We start from the raw sequence: 19,501 nt of genomic DNA, 5'->3' as shown, positions 1-19,501 counted from the left end.
AATCCCCCTATTGTTTACGTTGGAAAGCAGCTATACAATCAAATTCTTCTTTCAAGCGATTGTAAAGTCGTTCATACATATAAAACATTTCTAAATATATAGCCGTATTTTCTTTATTCGGTACATGGTGATGTACAATATCAATCCAATCCTTTACCTCTTCAAGAGAATCAATTTTTCCTACAGCATATAAAGCAACTGCCGCTGCCCCAAGCGCAGATGCTTCATGACTTTCAGGAACAAGCAATTCTTTTCCCATCATATCGGATAGCATTTGTCTCCAAAATGCAGATTTCGCAAACCCTCCTGAAACGCGTATTTCAGTAAGTGGACCTGTACAATCTCTAATTGCGAGTGCCACAGAATATACGCTCATACACACACCTTCCATGACTGCTCGTATAAAATGTTCTCGTTTATGCTGAAGGTTTATTCCAAAGAATGTACCACGCGCATTTGCATTCCAGTAAGGTGCACGTTCTCCAGATAGAAACGGTAAAAATAGCAATCCACCTGCTCCAGCTGGTACACTTTCCGCATATTTAATTAATAAATCATATGGATCAATGCCAAGCTTCCTTGCAACTTCTTGTTCTGGGCTACCAAATTCATCACGTAACCATCTCAGTAATATTCCGCCGTTATTCGTTGGTCCGCCTATCACCCAGTGCTCGTCTGTTAATGCATAACAAAACGTTCTTCCTTTTTCATCTGTATTAACACTTGATGAAATTGTTCGAACCGCACCACTTGTTCCAATCGTAATTGCAGCTGATCCAGGCGATATTGCCCCAACGCCTACATTCGCAAGAACACCATCACTTGCACCAATAACAACTGGAGTATCTTCACGAATGCCCATCTTTTGTGCTAATTCAGGTTTCATACCCGATAAAATATATGTAGTTGGCACAGGTGTTGATAATTGTTCTGATGACATATGTAACATCGTTAAAACATCTTCATCCCAGTTTAATGTTTCTAAATTAAATAACCCAGTAGCAGATGCTATTGAATAATCCACTACGTAACGTGAAAACAATTGATAAATAACATACTCTTTTATGGAAATAAATTTAGAAGCGCTCGCATATAATTCTGGCTCTTCCTCTTTCATCCACAATAATTTAGAAAGCGGCGACATCGGATGAATTGGTGTGCCTGTTCGTCTATAAATGTCATGCCCATTCATATGTTGTAATAATTTTTCCGATTGTTTCGTACTTCTATTATCTGCCCAAATGATAGAACGCGTTAATGGTGCACCGTTTTTATCTACTGCAATTAATGCGTGCATTGCTGTACTAATACCGATTGAAGAAATATCCTCTGGTAACACGTTACCCTTTCCGATGGCAACGCTTACAGTTTTATATACAGCAGCACATATTACATCAGGATCTTGCTCAGCCCATCCGACCTTTGGTTGAATAATTGGATAATCAACTGCATGTGACGCAACGACTTTTCCTTTTTCTGTAAACACAACCGTTTTTGTACTTGTGGTACCGATATCAATCCCGATTACTCTCCCCCTTGTTTCCATGCGAATCTTCCCTTCGTTTCTAGCAAAATATGATCTAGTAAACCGTTTACATGAATTAGTATATAAAATATTTTTTCATTAATCAAGTTTTAAAAAGAAAATTTTTTTCACGATAAAAAATTTATCCCCCTCATTCCATTTCACTTACATACTAAATTTAGATTTTCCCCGCGGTAAAGTTGCGATATATTCGTTACGCAACACACTCTCTTTTTCTTTCATTAACAACACATACATAGTCCTTCCTTACGTTCTACTCATTTGCATGAAAAAGGAGTTGTACAGCAACTACCTCCGCAATGGAAATTTTGTGCACTTTGCTCGTTTTTATTGTATTAAGTTCACTCGTCCTTTTATCTTAATAGTCTTAGAGTGCGGATCCTACTATCACTTTATTAACTTGTAAATATATGTTCCATACTATAAAACCTAATAACATTTATATTTTTCAGAAAAATAAAACAATATTTTAGACTTTATTGTATAATGTTGTAAAAAGATGTCGGAGGGATTTAATGTTACATAAAATATCTCAATTCACAATTAAGCTTTCATCAATTCTTTTATCACTGTTACTATTATTAAATTTACCTTATTTATTTATCACTCAACAAGGATTCACCTTTCAACCAATTTATTTTTTTAACCAGATCGTTACTATGTTAAAACAGGTTTTCTCACCTGAATCATTGTTGGTTATAGGATCAGACCCAAAGTTTGGTCATTTAAAAACAACACCATTATTTCCAACTGTTTTAGAACCTTACCTATATTCGTTTATTGTATTATTTGTGGCCTTTTTGCTTGCGCTCTTTATCTCATCTAGCATGGCATTTTTTTATTTTTTAGCAAAAGATTATATAAAAAAATGGATAAACCGAATTGTGTTCATATTAGAAGCTGTCCCTGATATGATGATGATGATTTGTTTGCAAATATTTTTCATTTGGGTACTTAAGAAATTTGGGGAAGCTCCTTTCACCATTATTTCTTTTAATGAAAATCGCGCTTATTTACTCCCTATTTTATCTTTAGCGGTCTTACCTACATTACAAATGTTTCGGATGATGGTGTTATACATACAAGAAGAACATGGAAAACATTATGTAGAGGTTGCATATGGAAAAGGTCTTTCATCAAGTTATATACTACGCATTCATTTATTCAAAAATATATCTATCCACTTCTTCTACCATTTAAAAACGATTTTTGTTTTCTTACTTTCTAACTTATTCATTTTAGAATTTGTTTTTAATATGCAAGGTATTATTCAATTTTTATTTAAGAAGGCGTTTATTTCACCTCCCGCTGCATTTATTATACTTGTCATGATTATTTTACCGTTTTATACCATTTTTCAAATAATCTCTCTCATGATGAATAGATGGCAAAAACAATTGAAAGGAGTAGCTTTATGAAATCTATTTGGAAATCAAAACGCTTTTTAATCGGCTTTACTTATTTATTCATACTTGTTTCAGCTAGTTTTATTTATAGTTGGTTCTTTAAAGATAACATCCCAAAACCTCCTCAGTTACTTTACAATGACAATAACGAATTACTTGGAAAGGCTCCCTTTCCACCATCGTTAATACCACCTTTTGGATCTGATCGTTTTGGAGAGTCTGTTTTCTTACAAATTATAGAAGGAGCAAAATTCACTATCTTATTAGCTGTGGCAATTAGCTTCTTTCGAATTTTATTCGGAACATGTATAGGAATCCTCTTAAGTTTATATGCTCCAAAATTCAAGAGATTTTTCCAGGCATGCTCAGAAGTTTTTTACTATATTCCTACTTTATTTATCGCATTTATACTCATCACGCCCGTTAATATTGTAATCATATCAAATGCTGATAGATTAGATCCAAATATTTCATTTGCGTTTTATCAAGTACTCGTACTTATTTTCGTCGCTCTGCCTACACTTTCTTTATATATATCCTCAGAGGTTGATGAATTTATGAAACAAGATTATATTTTAAGTTCACAATTATTGGGTGCTAGCCGTTTTCATATTATCAAAAAACACTTACGAGTCTTATTACTTGACCGCTTATTTGTTTTATTTATGGAACATATCGTCCAAACTCTCATACTCGTTATCCATTTAGCGTTGCTTGATATTGTAATTGGTGGGATACAAATGCGTGAACTCTATGACGGAGTACTCAAACCTGTTTCTCTATCGAATGATTGGGCAGGCCTTATTGGATTAAATCGTAATGAAATGAATCTTTCATGGTGGATTATTTTTTATACTCTCGTTTCATTCTTTATTACGATTCTATTTATTAAGCTTATGACAATCGGGATTCAAGATGCACTGAAAGCAAGAGATTCGCAAGTTGTAGCAATTCAAACCGTTCCAAATCATAAAAAATTTGTTAAAAGTAAAGATTCTTTTTCGTTTGTAGATAAAGTGAACCTTTAATCCTTTCTCGTTAGTCGACATTGATAGTAGTGGAATGCAAAGAAGATGATTCCTGTTGAATGCAGGGATCATCTTCTTTCTGCTGTCTAACTTTTTTACATGTCTTTAGCTAGACTCATGCTTTTTATATTTAAAATGAATTATTTGCAATCACAATTATGCTGTTTAAAATCGATTACCATACGTCCTTGAATTCTACCTTGTTCCATTTCTTCGAATACATTTTGTACTTTATCTAGAGAACAAGTTTGAACAACCGGCACTACTTTTCCTTCTGCACCGAACATGAATGCCTCTTCTAAGTCTTTACGAGTACCGACTAGAGAACCAACTACTTCAATTCCATCTAGTACAAGTCGCGGAATGTTTAAATCCATAGTTTCTACCGGTAAACCTACTGCAACGACTTTACCACAAGCACGTACTGCATCAACTGCTGAGTTGAATGCTACTTTAGAAACGGCTGTTACTACAGCAGCATAAGCACCACCAAACTCATCTTGAACAATCTTATCAGCAGGGCCTTGAGAAATTGGATTGATAGTCATATCCGCACCAACCTCTTTTGCTAACGCTAATTTATCGTCATTAATATCTACTGCAATTACCTTTGCACCAAATACGTTTTTAGCATATTGGATAGCTAGGTTACCTAATCCACCACAACCATAGATGACGATAGGTTGACCAGGTTTAATGTCTGATACTTTTATTGCTTTATATGTAGTTACGCCCGCACATGTGATTGATGATGCTTGAGCAGGATCTAATCCTTCTGGTACTTTCACCGCATAATCAGCTGTAACAATACATTGTTCTGCCATACCACCATCTACTGAATAACCAGCGTTCTTAACTTCACGGCAAAATGTTTCTCTACCTGTTACGCAATATTCACAACGTCCACAAGATTGGAACATCCATGCAATACTTACACGGTCACCTACCTTTAGTGAAGTTACATCATCAGCAATTTTCGTAACAATACCTACACCCTCATGACCAAGAATACGGCCATCTGTGTTTCCAAAATCATGATTTGCAACGTGTAAATCAGTATGACAAACCCCACAATACTCTACATCTACTAGCGCTTCACCTGAGTGTAACGGACGTAATTTCTTTTCAATAACTTCAATGTTTGCTTTACTATTTTTATTTACCACTACTGCTTTCATATGTGATCTCCCCTTTAGTGTTTTAGAATTTTAATGAGTTCATCTCACAACTTCTGTCTTCACTGGTTTGGCTAATTATTATGCCAAATTTAAATGTTCAATCATCATTACACGTTCATCATAACATGTAATTTTAAAAGCCTATTGTTAAATATTGAACAATATTTGAATTATTAACCAAATGTTTATTTGAAGGGAAAACCGAAATTGCATCTATGTATAGTTTATTAGAACTCTACGCGGGAGTAAAAAACTCAATTAATAAAGATTTTTTAAAACAGGAAATTATAATCATCAAATTTTCACAAAAAACTATTGGCCAATATAAAAAGCCCTTCAATTGAAGGACTTTTTATATTCGTTTCATCGAAATTGTTTCACGTATACTTTGTAAATTTTGCAACGTCTCTTCTTGGCGTTGTAACGATAACCCAACGTACAAAGTATCTAATAAACTTAACTGTGCTAATCTTGATGAACTTGCTTCTGTGCGGAATTCCGTCTCACGTGTTGAAGTATACAAAGTAATATCAGCAAGTTGACTTAATGCTGATTTCTGATAGCTCGTAATTGCAATAATGTGAGCTCCTCTTGCTTTTGCTACTTCTAACGCTTCCAGTAACCCTTTATTGCTACCAGAATGAGAAATTGCAATTACCACTGCTTCTTTAGTAAGTAAACCCGCACCCATAATTTGAAAATGTGAATCTGTATGAGCAATACAAGAAATACCCGTTCTCATAAATTTATGATATGCATCCATCGCAATAATACCAGAACCACCATTTCCATAAAACTCAATACGACTTGCATCTTGCAATACCTTTACGGCTTGCTCTAGCGCTGTATCATTTAACAAATGCAATGTATCTTGCAGTCCTGTAATATGCGAATGAAAAACTTTTTTAGCAACAGTGACCATACTATCTTCTGCCGATACTTCTTCATGAATATTTTGCATAGGAGTATGTACAATTTCACGAGCTAATGTAATCTTTAAATCTTGAAACCCTTGAAAACCGAGATGCTTACATAAGCGGAATATCGTAGCTTCAGAACTATTCGTAACTTCAGCTAATTCTGTAATAGATTTATGTACAACATCTTGTGGATGTTTCAATATATGTTCGGCAATACTTCGCAATTTCGGTGATAAACCGTTTAACGAAGCTTGAATTTTTCCAATCCCACTTCTTGTACCTGGCATAGCATATCTTCCCCTTCCATCGTAGTTTTATTGTACCTAATTATAGAAAGAAGAAAAACCTTTATTTAGCACTACTATAAATTGAAACTTTAATCAGTGAGAGTATTGTACATCTACCACTAATTATAAGCCCGCAAATAGCGGGATAAATTTTAAATACTCCTATGTATTCTGTCGTAACAAGGGACATAATTATTCATACTTATTATTTCCCCCGTGCTTCACCGCATATAATGCAGCTTGCGTACGATCATCTACTTCCAATTTAGCTAAAACATTTGAAACGTGTGTTTTCACAGTCTGTTCTGTAATATGAAGCTCTGCTGCAATTTCTTTATTACTTCGCCCTTTCGCAATTTCACGAAGTACTTCTTGCTCTCTTTTCGTTAACATGGAAAAAGGTTTTTCTTTTTCTTTTTCTTTCTTGACTGCTGACCGTCCGAATAGTGCTGGTGTTACTTTCGGATGAAAATTCGCATTTCCTTCATGTACTGCAATGATAGAAGCAACAAGTTGCTCTGGTTGTACTTCTTTTAATTGATAACCATCTGCTCCAGCTTCCAGTGCTGGTAAAACATAATCTTGCTCTGAAAAACTGCTTAATATAAGTATCTTTATTGTTTCATCATATTGTTTTATCCGTTTTGTTGCTTCTATACCATCCATCTTCGGCATTGATAGATCCATCAATACTACATCTGGTCTTTCCGTTTGAATGAATATTAATGCCTCTTCACCATTTTCTGCTTCCCCAACTATTTCAAATTCTTCTCTCGTTTTTAAAAAGAATACAAGTCCTCTTCGAACGATATGATGATCCTCAACTAGTAGTAATTTAATCTTCAATCTTCTTCTCCCCTTTAAACCGGCAATTGAATTTCAATTTTTGTACCCTTTTTCAGCTCAGTTTTTATTTGAAATGATCCCCTCATTAACTGAATACGTTCCTTCATACTTTTTAAACCGAGCGCTGACTCTCTTACGTGATCTTGTATAAATCCTATTCCGTTATCCTCTATGTAAAAATACAACTGGTTATTTTCTATTTTTAAAAGAACATTTACCTTTTCACATGAAGCATGTTTTTTACAATTATGTATTGCTTCTTGACTAATACGCCATAAAACTTCTTCTATTTCATCTCCAATTGAAACCATACCATCAATTCGAACTTCCACCTGAATCCCTAACAACTTTCCGTAATTTTTAATTGCTTCTGCTAAACCTTTCTCTAATCCTTCCGGTCTTAATTGCCAAATTAAAAGTGTCATTTCTTGTAATGCTTCCTGTGATAATTCTCCAATATAGCTCAACATCTCTTGCAAGTCTCTATCTTGCGTCATATTTAAAGTACCTTTTGCTGTTAGCATAATAGAAAATAACAATTGTTTTACTGAATCATGTAAATCACGTGCAAGTCGATTTCTTTCAGCTACCACTACGTATTTACGTTCTTTCTCTACTAACTGAATACGTTGTATTGTCGTTCCTATTTGAAATGCAATTGATTCTAGTAATGCTAATTCTTCCTCTGAAAAATGTGTTTTTTGAGGTGAGGCCACATTTAATAGACCAAACTTCTCCGATCCAGACCTAAGGGGAATTGTCGCATGATGCGTAACATCTTCGGTCTCTCCCCAATTACATTCAATCGCATCCTCTATCCGCTTACATTCAATAATATTTGTTGCTTTTTCTAATCTCCCATTCACAAAACGCTCTACACACCAGCAATCTCCTTCACACATCGGCTTCTTCTCTTTCCATGTAAGAGCCGGTGGTAAGTTTTCATCTACAAGCATACGGTGCTTTCCACTTTCATCGATAAAGAATATCCACCCTGTTTGTAAATTCATAACTTGTAACAATGTATGTAACACTTTTTCTAACATGTCCTGTAAGTCTGTTGCTTCATTTAATAATTCAGCAATTGCTTTTAATGCTTCTAAACGATGCATCTCTTTTTCTTCAAAGTTCATTTTCATCACCAACTACCATTATAACATTAAGAAATTTCTAAATTCTACAAATAAAGAAAGAACCGAATTCCTTCAGTTCTTTCTTTAAATTAATCATTTTATTATTGTTTTTCTATCCAATATTAAAAACAGAATTTTGTTAACAAACTGTTCTTGTTCTTCTTTAGCTGTCCGATAAAGATTGTCCACCATGGTTATGCTGTAAACTTTCAGTAGTAACGACCATATTTGCTGCTGGCATTTGCACTTGATTCTTATGGAACATAGACATTAATTCAAACCTTACTTGTCTAGAAGTTTCAAAATAATCTTCTGGCTTTATTAAACCTGTAATACAAAATTCATATCCAACATATTTAAGATTCGGGTTTAAATCTGTGACACCAACATATTTAAACGATTCAACAGCTTCATCCTCTACTTTATAAAGACTCGAAGCCAATTTTTCATTACAATTAACACAAACTTCTTCTAACAACTCCTTAACTCTTATAGGATCTTCCTGATAACTTACCGTAATCCGTTCAATTACGCGCATCCATCCTTTATTAAAATTTTGTATCGTCCTAATCTCTCCGTGTGGTATCGTAAGAAGTTTTCCTGACCATTCACGAATTTGCATAAAACGAATACTAATTTCCTCAATCGTTCCTGAATTTGTTCCGTTAAAAGTAACAAAATCGCCAACACGAAACTCTTTGTCCGCTAATCTCGCAAAGCCTAATATAACATCTTTTAACATCTGTTGTGCAGCAAAACCGATAACAACACCCGCTATCCCTGCACCTGCAATGATACTTTTTATATCTACAAATTGGCTAATTAAATATATGATTAGACTGATGATGATGATATATCTAAAAATAGATCGAATCACACTTTGAATTGTTTGCTCTACCTCTTCATCAAAAAAGCTTGATTTCCTAAAAAACCAATCAATAATGCGGTTAATTACAAAAGAGATAATGATTAGTACTAAAGCAAATAGTAAAAATCTTAAAAGTAAAAACTCTCTTACATAATTAAAAAATTCTTCAGTATACGTTAATAAACTCATCCATACACACCCTTAACTAATGAAAATTTTATGAAAAACTAATTTATTGTCATACCTTTTGATTTCCTTAAAACTTGTTACACTTTCTTCTATAAATATATCCTTTTTTATTATCTAAAGGGAGATAACAATAGAATTTTTTATAAATGACTTTATGTTAAGACCTCAATACTTACCTAAACAAAAAGGGGAATATTAACACAACGCCGAATAGTTCATTTGAAAATATTTTGACTCGCGGAGGTTAACTAACAATGGGCTATATCGAAGAACTAAGAGAAGTTATTGGATCAAGACCACTCAATCTAGCTGGCGTTGCTGTAGCTGTTTTCAATGAACAAGGACAAATATTACTACAACAAAGGCGAAATGGTGTTTGGGGTGTTCCCGGTGGATTTGTTGAACTTGGCGAATCAACAGAAGAAGCCGGAAGACGTGAAGTTCTTGAAGAAACAGGGATTGAAATAGGAACTTTGCAGTTAATACATGTATTTTCCGGAAAAGAATTTTTTGTGAAATTACCGAACGGAGATGAATTTTACCCTATAACAATCGCATACCTTTGCAAAAACATTACAGGTGGTACGTTAAAAGCTGATGGGTTTGAATCATTGCATGTACAATTTTTTGATTTAAATGGATTACCAGAAAAAATTAGTCCATTTATAAAAAAACTAATCAAGCAAAACGTCGTCACAATTTAAACGAAAAAAGAGACCTTTTTTAAAGGCCTCTTTTTTCACTTCACTTCTGCATGTAAGCATGACTTAAAATGTCCAAGTGCAAATTCATGTCCTTGCGCATTAAAAGATGCAACCGCCTTTTCATAAACTACAATTTTAAATCCTTTATTATAAGCATCTACTGCTGTGTGAAGAACACAAATATCAGTACAAACACCTACAAGATGTACTTCTTCTATTCCTCTTTCTCGTAACTTCATCTCTAAACCTGTTCCTGCAAATGCACTATATCGTGTTTTATCCATATAATATACATTCTCTGCATTTTTATATGTTTCGTATACCTCTTGTAATTCACCAAACAAATCTCTTCCATTTGTGCCAGCTATATTATGAGGCGGGAATAACTTTGATTCTGGATGATATACATCATTTTTTTCATGTTTATCAATCGCAAAGACAACGTAATCTCCATTTTCAATATATTGCGTCGTTATATGTACAATTTCCTTCTCAATTTCTTGACCTGGTTTTCCGCAAGTTAAAGCACCTTTTTCCGCTACAAAATCATATGTATAATCAATATTAATAAGAGCTCGTTTCATAACTACTATCTCTCCTTCTTCTGTTTCACAGTAAACAATAGAAAATTTGTTATTACGACATCGTATGTACTATTCGACATTTCAAATGAAATACCTACATTTTTCTTGTAAAACTTACCTTAATTCGAGTTTATCATAAAGTGAAACTTTAATCATTGGAGAGTTTGTTCATCTCCAATGATTATTAGTTAAACCAATCGGACAGTTGATCTCCCACCTAATCTCCTCACATATACCGAGTTTAAGGCGAGGTCTTACTGCCCATTAATGAGGGATATAATAGATACTCAATGGTAAAACAACTAGATCCTATTACTAAGTCATGAATTTGGTAATTAAACGTAATTTGAATCACCTCTTGTATCGTAAACCAAATTACTGCCATCATTATACTAATCAAGACGATACGAATACACCGATTCACATCTTCAACCTCTTTCTCTGTCATAGTAGTAACAAGTGATTTCTTCCTATTTAATCGTATTAGAAAACGAAACAAGTTATTCACTCTTGCACACTCTAGTCCAAATAAAAAAGCACACTACTTTTTTGAGTAATGTACTTTTTATTCTTCTTAAGACGCAGGCTTTGTCTCAAATGTTGCTTGATTAAAACTAATAACCTTTCCTTTCGGGTCATTGTTTTCATACTGAACTGCAGTAACCGTATGATTACCTGTCTCAAGCGTCTTTTCTTTTAATTGTACTGTTGTCTGTGTTGTACTAGTGACTTGATGTTTATCTGCATATACTTGATCTACAAATATAAATGTTTCTTTATCGTTTTGAAAATTAGAAAGCTCTAATTCAACTTGCTGAATTAAAGTATCCTTTTTGATGAATACAGCCGGTATATTACCATTTTCAGAAGTACCGTCTGGTGTAATGACTTTTACTTTTCCTTCTCCAACTGGCACTGCTCCTTCAGGAAATACAACTATATTCTCATTACTTGCATTTACAACTTTTTCTTCCTGCTTTGATTGCGCATCCTCTTTTTCCTGCGGAGCACCGCAACCGGCTAATAACAATACAGACAATCCAGTGATTATGAATTTTTTCAAAATTCATCCCCCCTGTCATTTCATTATAATTTATTATACAAAAATAACTTTTAAATTTTAAAACTAATTTTAAAACTTTCATGAACAAATAGAATCTTGCTCACGATTAATGTATCATATTTTCCTTAATAGAACATTAATTTTTTTTATGAAATAAATAGTAATTCCCTCTTCTCTATCATTTTAGCCCAACAGATGAATTACATACCTGTCCAAAATAAAAAGACATTGTTCATTCAATGTCTTTTTATTTTAGGCTTTAAAAAACAAATGTTGTAATCTCATCTACTTCTTTTCTTGGAAGTTTCTTAGGCTTATCTTTTGGAAAACCGAGTGAAATAACCATATTTATTTGTTTTTCAGGCTCAATTTGTAAATATTGTCGTAGTTCATCTTGAGCTAACAATACCGGCCCTGTCATCGGGCAAGTACCAAGCCCCTTCGCATGTGCAGCCAACATTAAGTTTTGTGCCGCTAAACAGCTACTCTTAATTCCTTCTTCTTCCCAAACTGAATCTGGAACAAAAGCAATTGGATCAAAAATCTTTTCACGAAACTTTGATTCATATGGTGTGGCCAAACATACGATTAATACTGGCGCCTCCGAGAAAGCTGTTGCATATGGTCCGAAAGAACGTGTAAGTAATTTCCCTGCTTTCTCTTCTCCGTTTTCTGCCGCTTTTGCCGCAAGTTTATGTAATGCATCCCATGTCATTTGTTCAATTTCTTTAATTTTCTCTCGGTTCATAATGACCAAGAATTCCCACGTTTGTGAGTTCGTATCACTCGGTGCATAACGAGCACAATCAATAATTTCTTTTATATCACTAGTGGATACTTCTTGTTCTGTAAACTTTCTAACACTTCTTCTACCGTGAATTACTTCTTTAAAATCTTCATAATTCATACATTAAATCCCCTTTTTACAGCGTTTTCAAAACTTGTCCTATGCTTGAATTATATCATGAAAAAAAGCTGGGGGAGTACCAGCTTTTTTCCTCAATATTAATTCGTAACTTTAAACAAACTAATACTTTCTTCATACGCAACTTGGAGTTTTTTTGTAATTGGTCCTCTTTCGCCGGTTCCAAACTGTTCATCACCAATTTGAACGACTGGGAATATTTCAAGTGGTGTCGCTGTAAAGAAACACTCCTCAGCCTCATATACTTCTTGTAGCGAAAATTCTCGTTCTTCTACTTCAATATGTAACTCTTTCGCTAATGTAATAACGTAGTGACGTGTAATGCCGTGTAGAATGAAATTATCAGTAGGATGTGTAATCAATCTATTATTTTTCACCATAAAGAAATTCGAATGACACCCTTCAGTTACAATTCCATCTCGTACTAATATCGCTTCTTGATAGCCTTGTTCGTTTATTTTATTTTTAATCATAATATTAGGGAGCAGATTTAAAGATTTTATATGACAGAACTTCCACCGTATATCCTCTTCTACAGTAACTTTTATTCCTCGTTCCATAGCAGCAATTGGTCTTGGAAATGAAACAATATTTGCAAAATATGTTGGTTGCATATTTGACTCATATACATGATTACGTGCTTGAGCACCTCTTGATATTTGCAAATATACATTCCCGTCTTCTTGAAATCGATTTTTTTCAATCATTTGATGCAACTCTTCCACTAACTCTTCCTTAGTAAACGGTGGAATTAGTTTTATTTCTTCCATAGAATTAAAGAATCGTTCTAAATGTAAATCTAATAAATGTGGCTTCCCATCATATAGTCTAAATACCTCGTATATACCATCACCAAATTGAAAGCCTCTCTCCTCTAATGGAATCATCGGCTGTTCTTCCTTCGTATTTACAATTCTTCCGTTAAACAAAATCCAATCTTTATGAGTAGCTTTCATTCATTCCCACTCCTTTATTCCATAATTGGTTTAATTGTACAACTTATCCACACTCAAAAGAAGGAATTTTCTGTATTTTCACAAATAAAAAAGTACATCACCCATTTAAAGTGATGTACTCGACCATTCATTTACTTTAGAAAATATTTTTCAATATCATCTAACATAAGGTTTGCAGCTACAATACCACCTGCTGTATTCCAAATCACTTCATCTACTTCGAATACTTTATTATCTTTAGAAGCCTGTAACTGCTTAAAGAGCGGATCTTCTGTCCATTCTTTCGCTAACGTGTTTCCTTCATTATTCTTATCCGCATCTTTATCAGATGTGAAATAGAATAAGTAGTCCCCGTCCATATTTGGAATTTGTTCTTTTGTAATTCCTTTTATCGCAAATTCATCTTTATCTTGTAGTGGTGGTCGTTTAAATCCAATATCATTTAATACAACGCCTGAGAATGAATTTTTTTGATAAATACGAACATCACCTGGGACGAAGCGAATAATTGAAACTTTAGAGTTAATTTTATCACCTAATTGTTCTTTTATTCCTGCAATACGCTTTTTATAATCATTAAGAGCATTTTGCCCTTCTTTTTCTTTATTTACAGCTTTTGTATAAAGCGTAAAGTTTTCTTTCCAATCACCGCGCAATGTTTCAGCATATACTGTTGGCGCGATTTCTTTTAACTGCTCGTATATTTTTTCGTGACGCATTTTATTACCAATAATTAAATCCGGCTGAAGCTTCATTACTGCCTCTAAATTAATGTCACGCTCAGTTCCTACTACTTTCGTATCTTTTAACTCATTCGCTAAATGAGGATACCATTCATCCCCAGCTCGTGGTTTTGTCGTTCCAACTGGCGTTACTCCAACAGTTAAAAGTGCCTCAGCACCCTCATTCGTTAAAACAACAACTCTTTTTGGTGTACCATTTACTGTCGTTTCGCCCATTGCATGCTTTACCGTATATGAATCTTTTGCTTTCGCTGATATATCATTTTCCTTTTTCTCTTCTTTACTACATCCTGCAATTACAACCATGAGTATCATAATGCAGAACATAATTAGTTTTTTAGTATGTATCATATGTCCTCCCTAGATGAAATCGATTATCATTAACAATTAAAGATTAATGTATCCTACATATATTGTCAATGTATATCAGAAAACTTTTTTAATATATACTATTTAGATTCTATCCGCTTTTCTAATGTTTCTTTTTAAAACATAGTGCATAAGTATGAAAATAAATGTTGTTATTAAAATGCGTACCCTTGTTATACATAACAAAGATACGCATCCATATTGCATTATCATTTTAATTCCTAATATTGAGTATATTTAATATACGATGGATCATTATATACCCACTGATTTCCACCAAGGTTTAACCAACCATTTTCATTTATATATACTAAATAAGATTCTGGAGAATTTAATTGGCGGATAACTGCAGATGTAGTTGATGGACCACTTCTTAAATTTACATTCATCCCTTGTATATATGCAACCCCAATCGGACTTCCATCACTATTACTTGTCTTTACAAAATTAATGTAAGAAGGATCATTATACACCCATTGTCCATTCCCCAAATCTAACCATCCGTTACTTTCCTGATATACAACGTAAGATTCTGGAGAATTTAATTGACGAATAACTGAGGAAGAAGTTGATGGACCATTTCTTAAATTTACATTTTTCCCAAGGATATAAGCGATTCCCTTCGTTTGAGGTGTCGGTTGTGGGTTAGGAGGTTGTGGATTTGGAGCTACTCCAAAAATAGCCGCTATTCCATTCGCATACGCTTGACTTAGATCTTCAATAAATTGTGGATTTTTTAATAAATTTGCATCAAACGTTGTATCAATAAAGGCAGTCTCAGTTAAAATTGCATCCATTGCGGTTTCTCTTAATACCGCATAATTTTCTTTTTTTGCTCCTCGATCACGAAGACCGTATTTTGTTAATACAGGATTTACTGCTGTATGCATCTTTTGTTGCTTTGCATATGCAGTGCTGCTGTTGGATAACGCATTATAAATATAGCTTTCAAAACCTGTACCCCCGCCGCTATTAATATGAAATGAAATAAAATAATCCGCACCAAAAGCATTGGCAATATTAGCACGTTCCGATAAAGAAATAAACACATCACTATCACGTGTCATTTTAATTGTAATTGGGTAATTTACCGTTAAAATGTCTCGAACGCGTCTAGCAATTTGAAGTGTTAAGTTTTTTTCTACTAAACCATTACCAACAGCACCAGAATCATATCCACCGTGCCCTGCGTCTATAACAAGTTTCATTTTATTGCCCGCCCCTTTCTTGTAATATGTTTGCATTGCTACTCGTCCTATTTTATGTGAAATGTACAAGTTCTGTTACAATTACAAATAAAAAAACCGCCTTATGTAAGGCGGTTTCTATCATCTTGCTTTAACCAATTTAAAATAAATATATACGATTGATAGTGAACATAACGTATGCAAAATAAAATAAATAAAAGTGTTATTCCAGCACCACTATAAAGTAAACCGAACTTTAAAAAAACATTCACAAGTGGTGGAAAGTTCATTAGATTTTGTAATGTACTTAGCATACAAAACATAATGAAAAAGACAGGGACGTATTGTAATTCATACGGCTTTTTTTTCTTACTCATTCTTTTCCGAATGAGTATATGACATAATTCTGCTACTATAAAGCACCCTCCAATTAATACAAGACCAGAAGTCATCGTCATACATCCACCTGCCTTATATTTATTTTATCGCATAAGTAATCATCGTTATATTTTCTTTACATACTCTTCATCTTCTGAAGTAAAACCAAAACTCTCTATGAAAGACTTCGCCTTTTCTGTTAATTCCTCTTGTAGCACTTTTATTTCTTTCACATTTCTTTGTTTCATCATTTCTTCAAATGTAAAATACGTATTTGCACCATAACCGTAACCTTGGTAATCAAAATGAATAATTAGCTGTGATAAAACAGCTCGTTCCTCTTGAACACTATAATCTATTACACCAATATATGTATCATCAACTTTCACACAGTACTTTACCTTTTTCTCACCTAAACTATGCGATTTAAACATTTCTTTAACAACGCTTTCATTTTCTACAGTAACTTTCTCAAACGTAATCATATATTGTCCATCCTTTTACTATTATTGTATCAATAATACTTCCTATTTATGAAAAAAACCTTAAGACCGTATGCGATCTTAAGGTTTTTCTAATTAAACTAAGCTATACGCACGTTTTGTTTCTTCATGGAACTTATTCGTATCGTATTTATGCTCAACATAAATTTGGTGCCATACCATAAACGCAAGTACAGTCCAAATTTTACGGCTATAATCGCCTTTATCTGCACAATGTGCTTCCAGTAAGTTTAATACATACTGTTTGTCGATTAAATGCTCTGTTTTACTCTCGTTTATAATATTGATAGCCCAATCATGCATTTCGTCTTTTAACCAGTGACGAATTGGTACTGGGAATCCAAGTTTTTTACGATCTAATACGTGATCTGGAACGATTCCGCGTGCCGCTTCACGTAAAATAGCTTTCGTAGTTCCGTTAGCAATCTTAAATTCAGTTGGAATTTTAGATGCAACATCAAATACTTCTTTATCTAAGAACGGTACACGAAGTTCTAATGAGTTTGCCATTGTCATTTTATCAGCTTTTAATAAAATGTCACCGCGTAACCATGTGAACATGTCAATGTACTGCATTTTGCTTACATCATCATAATCTTTAATCTCGTTATACAATGGTTTCGTGATATCCATATAGTTAACACTTTCATTGTAATACTTCATTAATTCAACTTTCTCTTCTTCACGGAAGATTTTCGCGTTTCCATAGTAACGCTCTTCAATTGGCGTACATCCACGCTCTAGGAAGCTCTTTCCTTTAAATCCTTCTTTAAGAGCACCACTTAATGCTTTTAGAACGCTCTTACCTGGGCTAGGAATGTAAGAGAACATTTTTAGTGAGTTTGGCTCACGATAAATGTTATAACCACCAAATAGCTCGTCTGCACCTTCACCTGAAAGAACAACTGTTACATGCTTACGTGCTTCTTTTGCAACGAAGTACAATGGTACAGCTGCTGGATCTGCTAAAGGATCATCCATATGCCAAATGATTTTTGGGAACTCATCCATAAACTCTTTCGCTGAAATGAATACGTTATGGTTTTTAACGCCTAATTTCTCAGCAGTTTCTTTTGCAACATCAACTTCACTGAAACCACGTTGTTCAAAACCAATAGAGAATGTTAAAAGATTTGGATTCATTTCTCTTGCGATAGAAGCGATAATAGATGAATCAATACCACCAGATAAGAATGAACCTACTGGTACATCACTGCGCATATGCACTTTTACTGAATCATATAACACATCACGAATTGCTTGGATATGCTCCTCTTTCGTTGCGCTTGAAGCATTGAAATAAGGTTTCCAGTAGCGATGGATTTCCATCTCTTTACCGATTTCTTTTACGAAATAATGACCAGGCTCGATTTTATTAACATCAATTGTTAATGTTTCTGGCTCTGGACCATATTGGTACGTAAAGTAATGTTGTAGTGACGTTGGATTAACGCCTTTATCTTCCATCACATGCATAATACTTTTCTTCTCAGATGCGAAGAATGTAGTATCACCTTGTTGTGCGACGTATAAAGGTTTAATACCGAAGTGGTCACGTGCACCGAAAAGTTTCTTCTCTTCACGATCCCAAATCATAAATGCAAACATACCACGAAGATAGTCTACACATTTTTCTTTCATATGTGCATACAATGCAATGATAACTTCTGTATCAGATTGTGTTGCAAACGTTGCACCTTTTTCAAGTAACATTTCACGTAATTCTACATAGTTGTAAATTTCACCATTAAAAATAATTACATATCGATCATTTTCATAAGTTAGCGGCTGATGTCCTGCCTCTAAGTCAATGATGCTTAAACGGCGGAAGCCAAATTGTACATGTTCATCACGAAAATATCCTTCGTCATCTGGACCGCGGTGGAAAATCATCGTGTTCATATTTTCAAATTGATGTTTTTCTGTTTCTGAAAACTCTCTAGGGTTTTCACATAAACATCCTACAAAACCACACATACTTCTTACCCTCTTTCAGTTTTCATTCTGTCTATATACTACTATATCAACCCTATTTATACTAGCATAATCAATTGAATATGGCGACCAAAAACTATAAAAAAATCACTCCATTTCACATTTTTAACAATTTTTTATGAAAACATGAAAACTAGGCAATCACCTTTCTCCGCTTTTGTCATATGATATTGCAAATTGATTTCTAGGAGGGAATACCATGAGTGAAGAAAAAAAAGACTCTTCTCGCCCACCGGTTCGCAATTATTTAAAGCAAATTGATGATTTCTTCGAGCAAACACCACTTCGCAATGTAATCGCTGATTTAAATCATTTTTTCCAAAAAGGAAACCGTTTATTAACATTCCCTGTAGATTTATATGAAGTTGGTGAAGAGCTTGTAGTTACAGCTGAACTGCCGGGTATCCAAAAAGAACAAATTCAAATTGAAATACAAACTGAATACTTAAAGGTCTCTGTAAAAGAAGAGATACTAGAAGAAGCAGATGAAGAAACATCTCATAACTATTATCGCCGAGAACGTTCCATTTCAGAAGCATCAAGATTGATTAAATTACCGTACTCAATTAATAAAAAAGCAGCGAAAGCTTCGTATCAAAACGGCGTGTTAGAAATTCGGGCACCAAAACTTCCACAACAACATGACATTTTATCCATAGACTAATGCAAAAAAATAAGGGTGCTATGCACCCT

The 19,501-nt window shown here is 34.1% G+C and carries 20 protein-coding genes; 4 read left to right on the top strand and 16 right to left on the bottom strand.

Annotated features, from left to right (window positions below):
- Window positions 1–7: 7 nt before the first annotated feature.
- On the bottom strand, window positions 8–1,546 hold the full coding sequence (gene gntK, locus DN392_RS19170; RefSeq protein ID WP_000450015.1) for a gluconokinase: 1,539 nt from the start codon (window positions 1,544–1,546) through the stop codon (window positions 8–10).
- A gap of 515 nt (window positions 1,547–2,061) precedes the next feature.
- On the opposite strand from gntK, the gene DN392_RS19165 reads away from it, so the two are divergent.
- Complete coding sequence (locus DN392_RS19165; protein WP_000902495.1) at window positions 2,062–2,964, top strand: ABC transporter permease subunit; 903 nt, start codon at window positions 2,062–2,064, stop codon at window positions 2,962–2,964.
- Complete coding sequence (locus DN392_RS19160) at window positions 2,961–3,980, top strand: ABC transporter permease (RefSeq protein WP_000836587.1); 1,020 nt, start codon at window positions 2,961–2,963, stop codon at window positions 3,978–3,980. The genes DN392_RS19165 and DN392_RS19160 overlap by 4 nt, the downstream gene beginning before the upstream one ends.
- A gap of 140 nt (window positions 3,981–4,120) precedes the next feature.
- On the opposite strand, the gene adhP is transcribed toward DN392_RS19160, so the two are convergent.
- The 5 genes from adhP to DN392_RS19135 form a co-directional block, all read right to left on the bottom strand.
- Window positions 4,121–5,158, bottom strand: coding sequence for an alcohol dehydrogenase AdhP (gene adhP, locus DN392_RS19155; protein WP_000649133.1), 1,038 nt, complete (start codon window positions 5,156–5,158; stop codon window positions 4,121–4,123).
- Between the two features lie 352 nt (window positions 5,159–5,510).
- A complete protein-coding gene (locus DN392_RS19150) occupies window positions 5,511–6,365 on the bottom strand; it encodes a MurR/RpiR family transcriptional regulator (RefSeq protein WP_001119633.1) in 855 nt (284 codons plus the stop codon).
- A 192-nt stretch (window positions 6,366–6,557) separates the two neighbouring features.
- Window positions 6,558–7,211 (bottom strand): response regulator, encoded by a 654-nt coding sequence (locus DN392_RS19145; protein ID WP_088321167.1) that lies wholly within the window; start codon window positions 7,209–7,211, stop codon window positions 6,558–6,560.
- A 14-nt stretch (window positions 7,212–7,225) separates the two neighbouring features.
- Window positions 7,226–8,344, bottom strand: coding sequence for a two-component system sensor histidine kinase CasK (gene casK / locus DN392_RS19140; RefSeq protein ID WP_002108365.1), 1,119 nt, complete (start codon window positions 8,342–8,344; stop codon window positions 7,226–7,228).
- Between the two features lie 163 nt (window positions 8,345–8,507).
- Window positions 8,508–9,401 (bottom strand): mechanosensitive ion channel family protein, encoded by an 894-nt coding sequence (locus tag DN392_RS19135; protein WP_061672160.1) that lies wholly within the window; start codon window positions 9,399–9,401, stop codon window positions 8,508–8,510.
- 254 nt (window positions 9,402–9,655) lie between these two features.
- On the opposite strand from DN392_RS19135, the gene DN392_RS19130 reads away from it, so the two are divergent.
- A complete protein-coding gene (locus DN392_RS19130; protein ID WP_033658857.1) occupies window positions 9,656–10,105 on the top strand; it encodes an NUDIX hydrolase in 450 nt (149 codons plus the stop codon).
- Window positions 10,106–10,140: 35 nt separating this feature from the next.
- On the opposite strand, the gene DN392_RS19125 is transcribed toward DN392_RS19130, so the two are convergent.
- The 10 genes from DN392_RS19125 to asnB form a co-directional block, all read right to left on the bottom strand.
- Window positions 10,141–10,689 (bottom strand): cysteine hydrolase family protein, encoded by a 549-nt coding sequence (locus DN392_RS19125; RefSeq protein ID WP_000816769.1) that lies wholly within the window; start codon window positions 10,687–10,689, stop codon window positions 10,141–10,143.
- 241 nt (window positions 10,690–10,930) lie between these two features.
- Entirely contained in the window at window positions 10,931–11,197 is a 267-nt protein-coding gene (locus DN392_RS19120; protein ID WP_080482985.1) for a hypothetical protein, read from the bottom strand.
- Window positions 11,198–11,263: 66 nt separating this feature from the next.
- Window positions 11,264–11,752: a putative periplasmic lipoprotein gene (locus DN392_RS19115; protein WP_000713484.1), complete on the bottom strand. Its 489-nt coding sequence runs from the start codon at window positions 11,750–11,752 to the stop codon at window positions 11,264–11,266.
- Window positions 11,753–12,011: 259 nt separating this feature from the next.
- Complete coding sequence (locus DN392_RS19110) at window positions 12,012–12,659, bottom strand: nitroreductase family protein (protein WP_001105300.1); 648 nt, start codon at window positions 12,657–12,659, stop codon at window positions 12,012–12,014.
- A gap of 98 nt (window positions 12,660–12,757) precedes the next feature.
- Complete coding sequence (gene dat / locus DN392_RS19105; protein WP_048566480.1) at window positions 12,758–13,633, bottom strand: D-amino-acid transaminase; 876 nt, start codon at window positions 13,631–13,633, stop codon at window positions 12,758–12,760.
- Window positions 13,634–13,764: 131 nt separating this feature from the next.
- Window positions 13,765–14,727 (bottom strand): ABC transporter substrate-binding protein, encoded by a 963-nt coding sequence (locus DN392_RS19100; RefSeq protein ID WP_048566481.1) that lies wholly within the window; start codon window positions 14,725–14,727, stop codon window positions 13,765–13,767.
- Window positions 14,728–14,966: 239 nt separating this feature from the next.
- Window positions 14,967–15,953 carry an N-acetylmuramoyl-L-alanine amidase gene (locus DN392_RS19095; RefSeq protein WP_000779885.1) on the bottom strand — a complete coding sequence of 329 codons (987 nt, stop codon included), beginning with the start codon at window positions 15,951–15,953 and terminating at the stop codon, window positions 14,967–14,969.
- 101 nt (window positions 15,954–16,054) lie between these two features.
- On the bottom strand, window positions 16,055–16,384 hold the full coding sequence (locus DN392_RS19090; protein ID WP_000200466.1) for a hypothetical protein: 330 nt from the start codon (window positions 16,382–16,384) through the stop codon (window positions 16,055–16,057).
- A 51-nt stretch (window positions 16,385–16,435) separates the two neighbouring features.
- Complete coding sequence (locus tag DN392_RS19085; RefSeq protein WP_000627516.1) at window positions 16,436–16,795, bottom strand: GNAT family N-acetyltransferase; 360 nt, start codon at window positions 16,793–16,795, stop codon at window positions 16,436–16,438.
- Between the two features lie 93 nt (window positions 16,796–16,888).
- Window positions 16,889–18,790, bottom strand: a complete 1,902-nt coding sequence (gene asnB, locus DN392_RS19080; protein ID WP_000333826.1) for an asparagine synthase (glutamine-hydrolyzing) — start codon at window positions 18,788–18,790, stop codon at window positions 16,889–16,891.
- Between the two features lie 217 nt (window positions 18,791–19,007).
- Between asnB and DN392_RS19075 the strand changes: the two genes are divergently transcribed.
- Window positions 19,008–19,472, top strand: coding sequence for an Hsp20/alpha crystallin family protein (locus DN392_RS19075; protein WP_001288089.1), 465 nt, complete (start codon window positions 19,008–19,010; stop codon window positions 19,470–19,472).
- The last annotated feature ends 29 nt before the right edge of the window (window positions 19,473–19,501 follow it).

Origin of the sequence: Bacillus sp. BB51/4 (assembly GCF_008368845.1) — a bacterium.
GTDB classification, from domain to species: Bacteria; Bacillota; Bacilli; order Bacillales; family Bacillaceae_G; genus Bacillus_A; species Bacillus_A wiedmannii.
The sequence above is the reverse complement of the archived record's forward strand: the minus strand, read 5'-3'. Positions and strand labels throughout refer to the sequence as shown.

Bases quoted from the DNA above. Each gene is read 5' to 3' on its own strand.
- dat (WP_048566480.1), bottom strand. From the start codon at position 13,633: ATGAAAGCTACTCATAAAGATTGGATTTTGTTTAACGGAAGAATTGTA.
- DN392_RS19095 (WP_000779885.1), bottom strand. From the start codon at position 15,953: ATGAAACTTGTTATAGACGCAGGGCACGGTGGATATGATTCTGGTGCT.
- DN392_RS19160 (WP_000836587.1), top strand. From the start codon at position 2,961: ATGAAATCTATTTGGAAATCAAAACGCTTTTTAATCGGCTTTACTTAT.
- DN392_RS19150 (WP_001119633.1), bottom strand. From the start codon at position 6,365: ATGCCAGGTACAAGAAGTGGGATTGGAAAAATTCAAGCTTCGTTAAAC.
- DN392_RS19090 (WP_000200466.1), bottom strand. From the start codon at position 16,384: ATGACTTCTGGTCTTGTATTAATTGGAGGGTGCTTTATAGTAGCAGAA.
- asnB (WP_000333826.1), bottom strand. From the start codon at position 18,790: ATGTGTGGTTTTGTAGGATGTTTATGTGAAAACCCTAGAGAGTTTTCA.
- DN392_RS19110 (WP_001105300.1), bottom strand. From the start codon at position 12,659: ATGAATTATGAAGATTTTAAAGAAGTAATTCACGGTAGAAGAAGTGTT.
- casK (WP_002108365.1), bottom strand. From the start codon at position 8,344: ATGAACTTTGAAGAAAAAGAGATGCATCGTTTAGAAGCATTAAAAGCA.
- DN392_RS19135 (WP_061672160.1), bottom strand. From the start codon at position 9,401: ATGAGTTTATTAACGTATACTGAAGAATTTTTTAATTATGTAAGAGAG.
- DN392_RS19100 (WP_048566481.1), bottom strand. From the start codon at position 14,727: ATGATACATACTAAAAAACTAATTATGTTCTGCATTATGATACTCATG.
- DN392_RS19075 (WP_001288089.1), top strand. From the start codon at position 19,008: ATGAGTGAAGAAAAAAAAGACTCTTCTCGCCCACCGGTTCGCAATTAT.
- DN392_RS19130 (WP_033658857.1), top strand. From the start codon at position 9,656: ATGGGCTATATCGAAGAACTAAGAGAAGTTATTGGATCAAGACCACTC.
- adhP (WP_000649133.1), bottom strand. From the start codon at position 5,158: ATGAAAGCAGTAGTGGTAAATAAAAATAGTAAAGCAAACATTGAAGTT.
- gntK (WP_000450015.1), bottom strand. From the start codon at position 1,546: ATGGAAACAAGGGGGAGAGTAATCGGGATTGATATCGGTACCACAAGT.
- DN392_RS19125 (WP_000816769.1), bottom strand. From the start codon at position 10,689: ATGAAACGAGCTCTTATTAATATTGATTATACATATGATTTTGTAGCG.
- DN392_RS19165 (WP_000902495.1), top strand. From the start codon at position 2,062: ATGTTACATAAAATATCTCAATTCACAATTAAGCTTTCATCAATTCTT.
- DN392_RS19085 (WP_000627516.1), bottom strand. From the start codon at position 16,795: ATGATTACGTTTGAGAAAGTTACTGTAGAAAATGAAAGCGTTGTTAAA.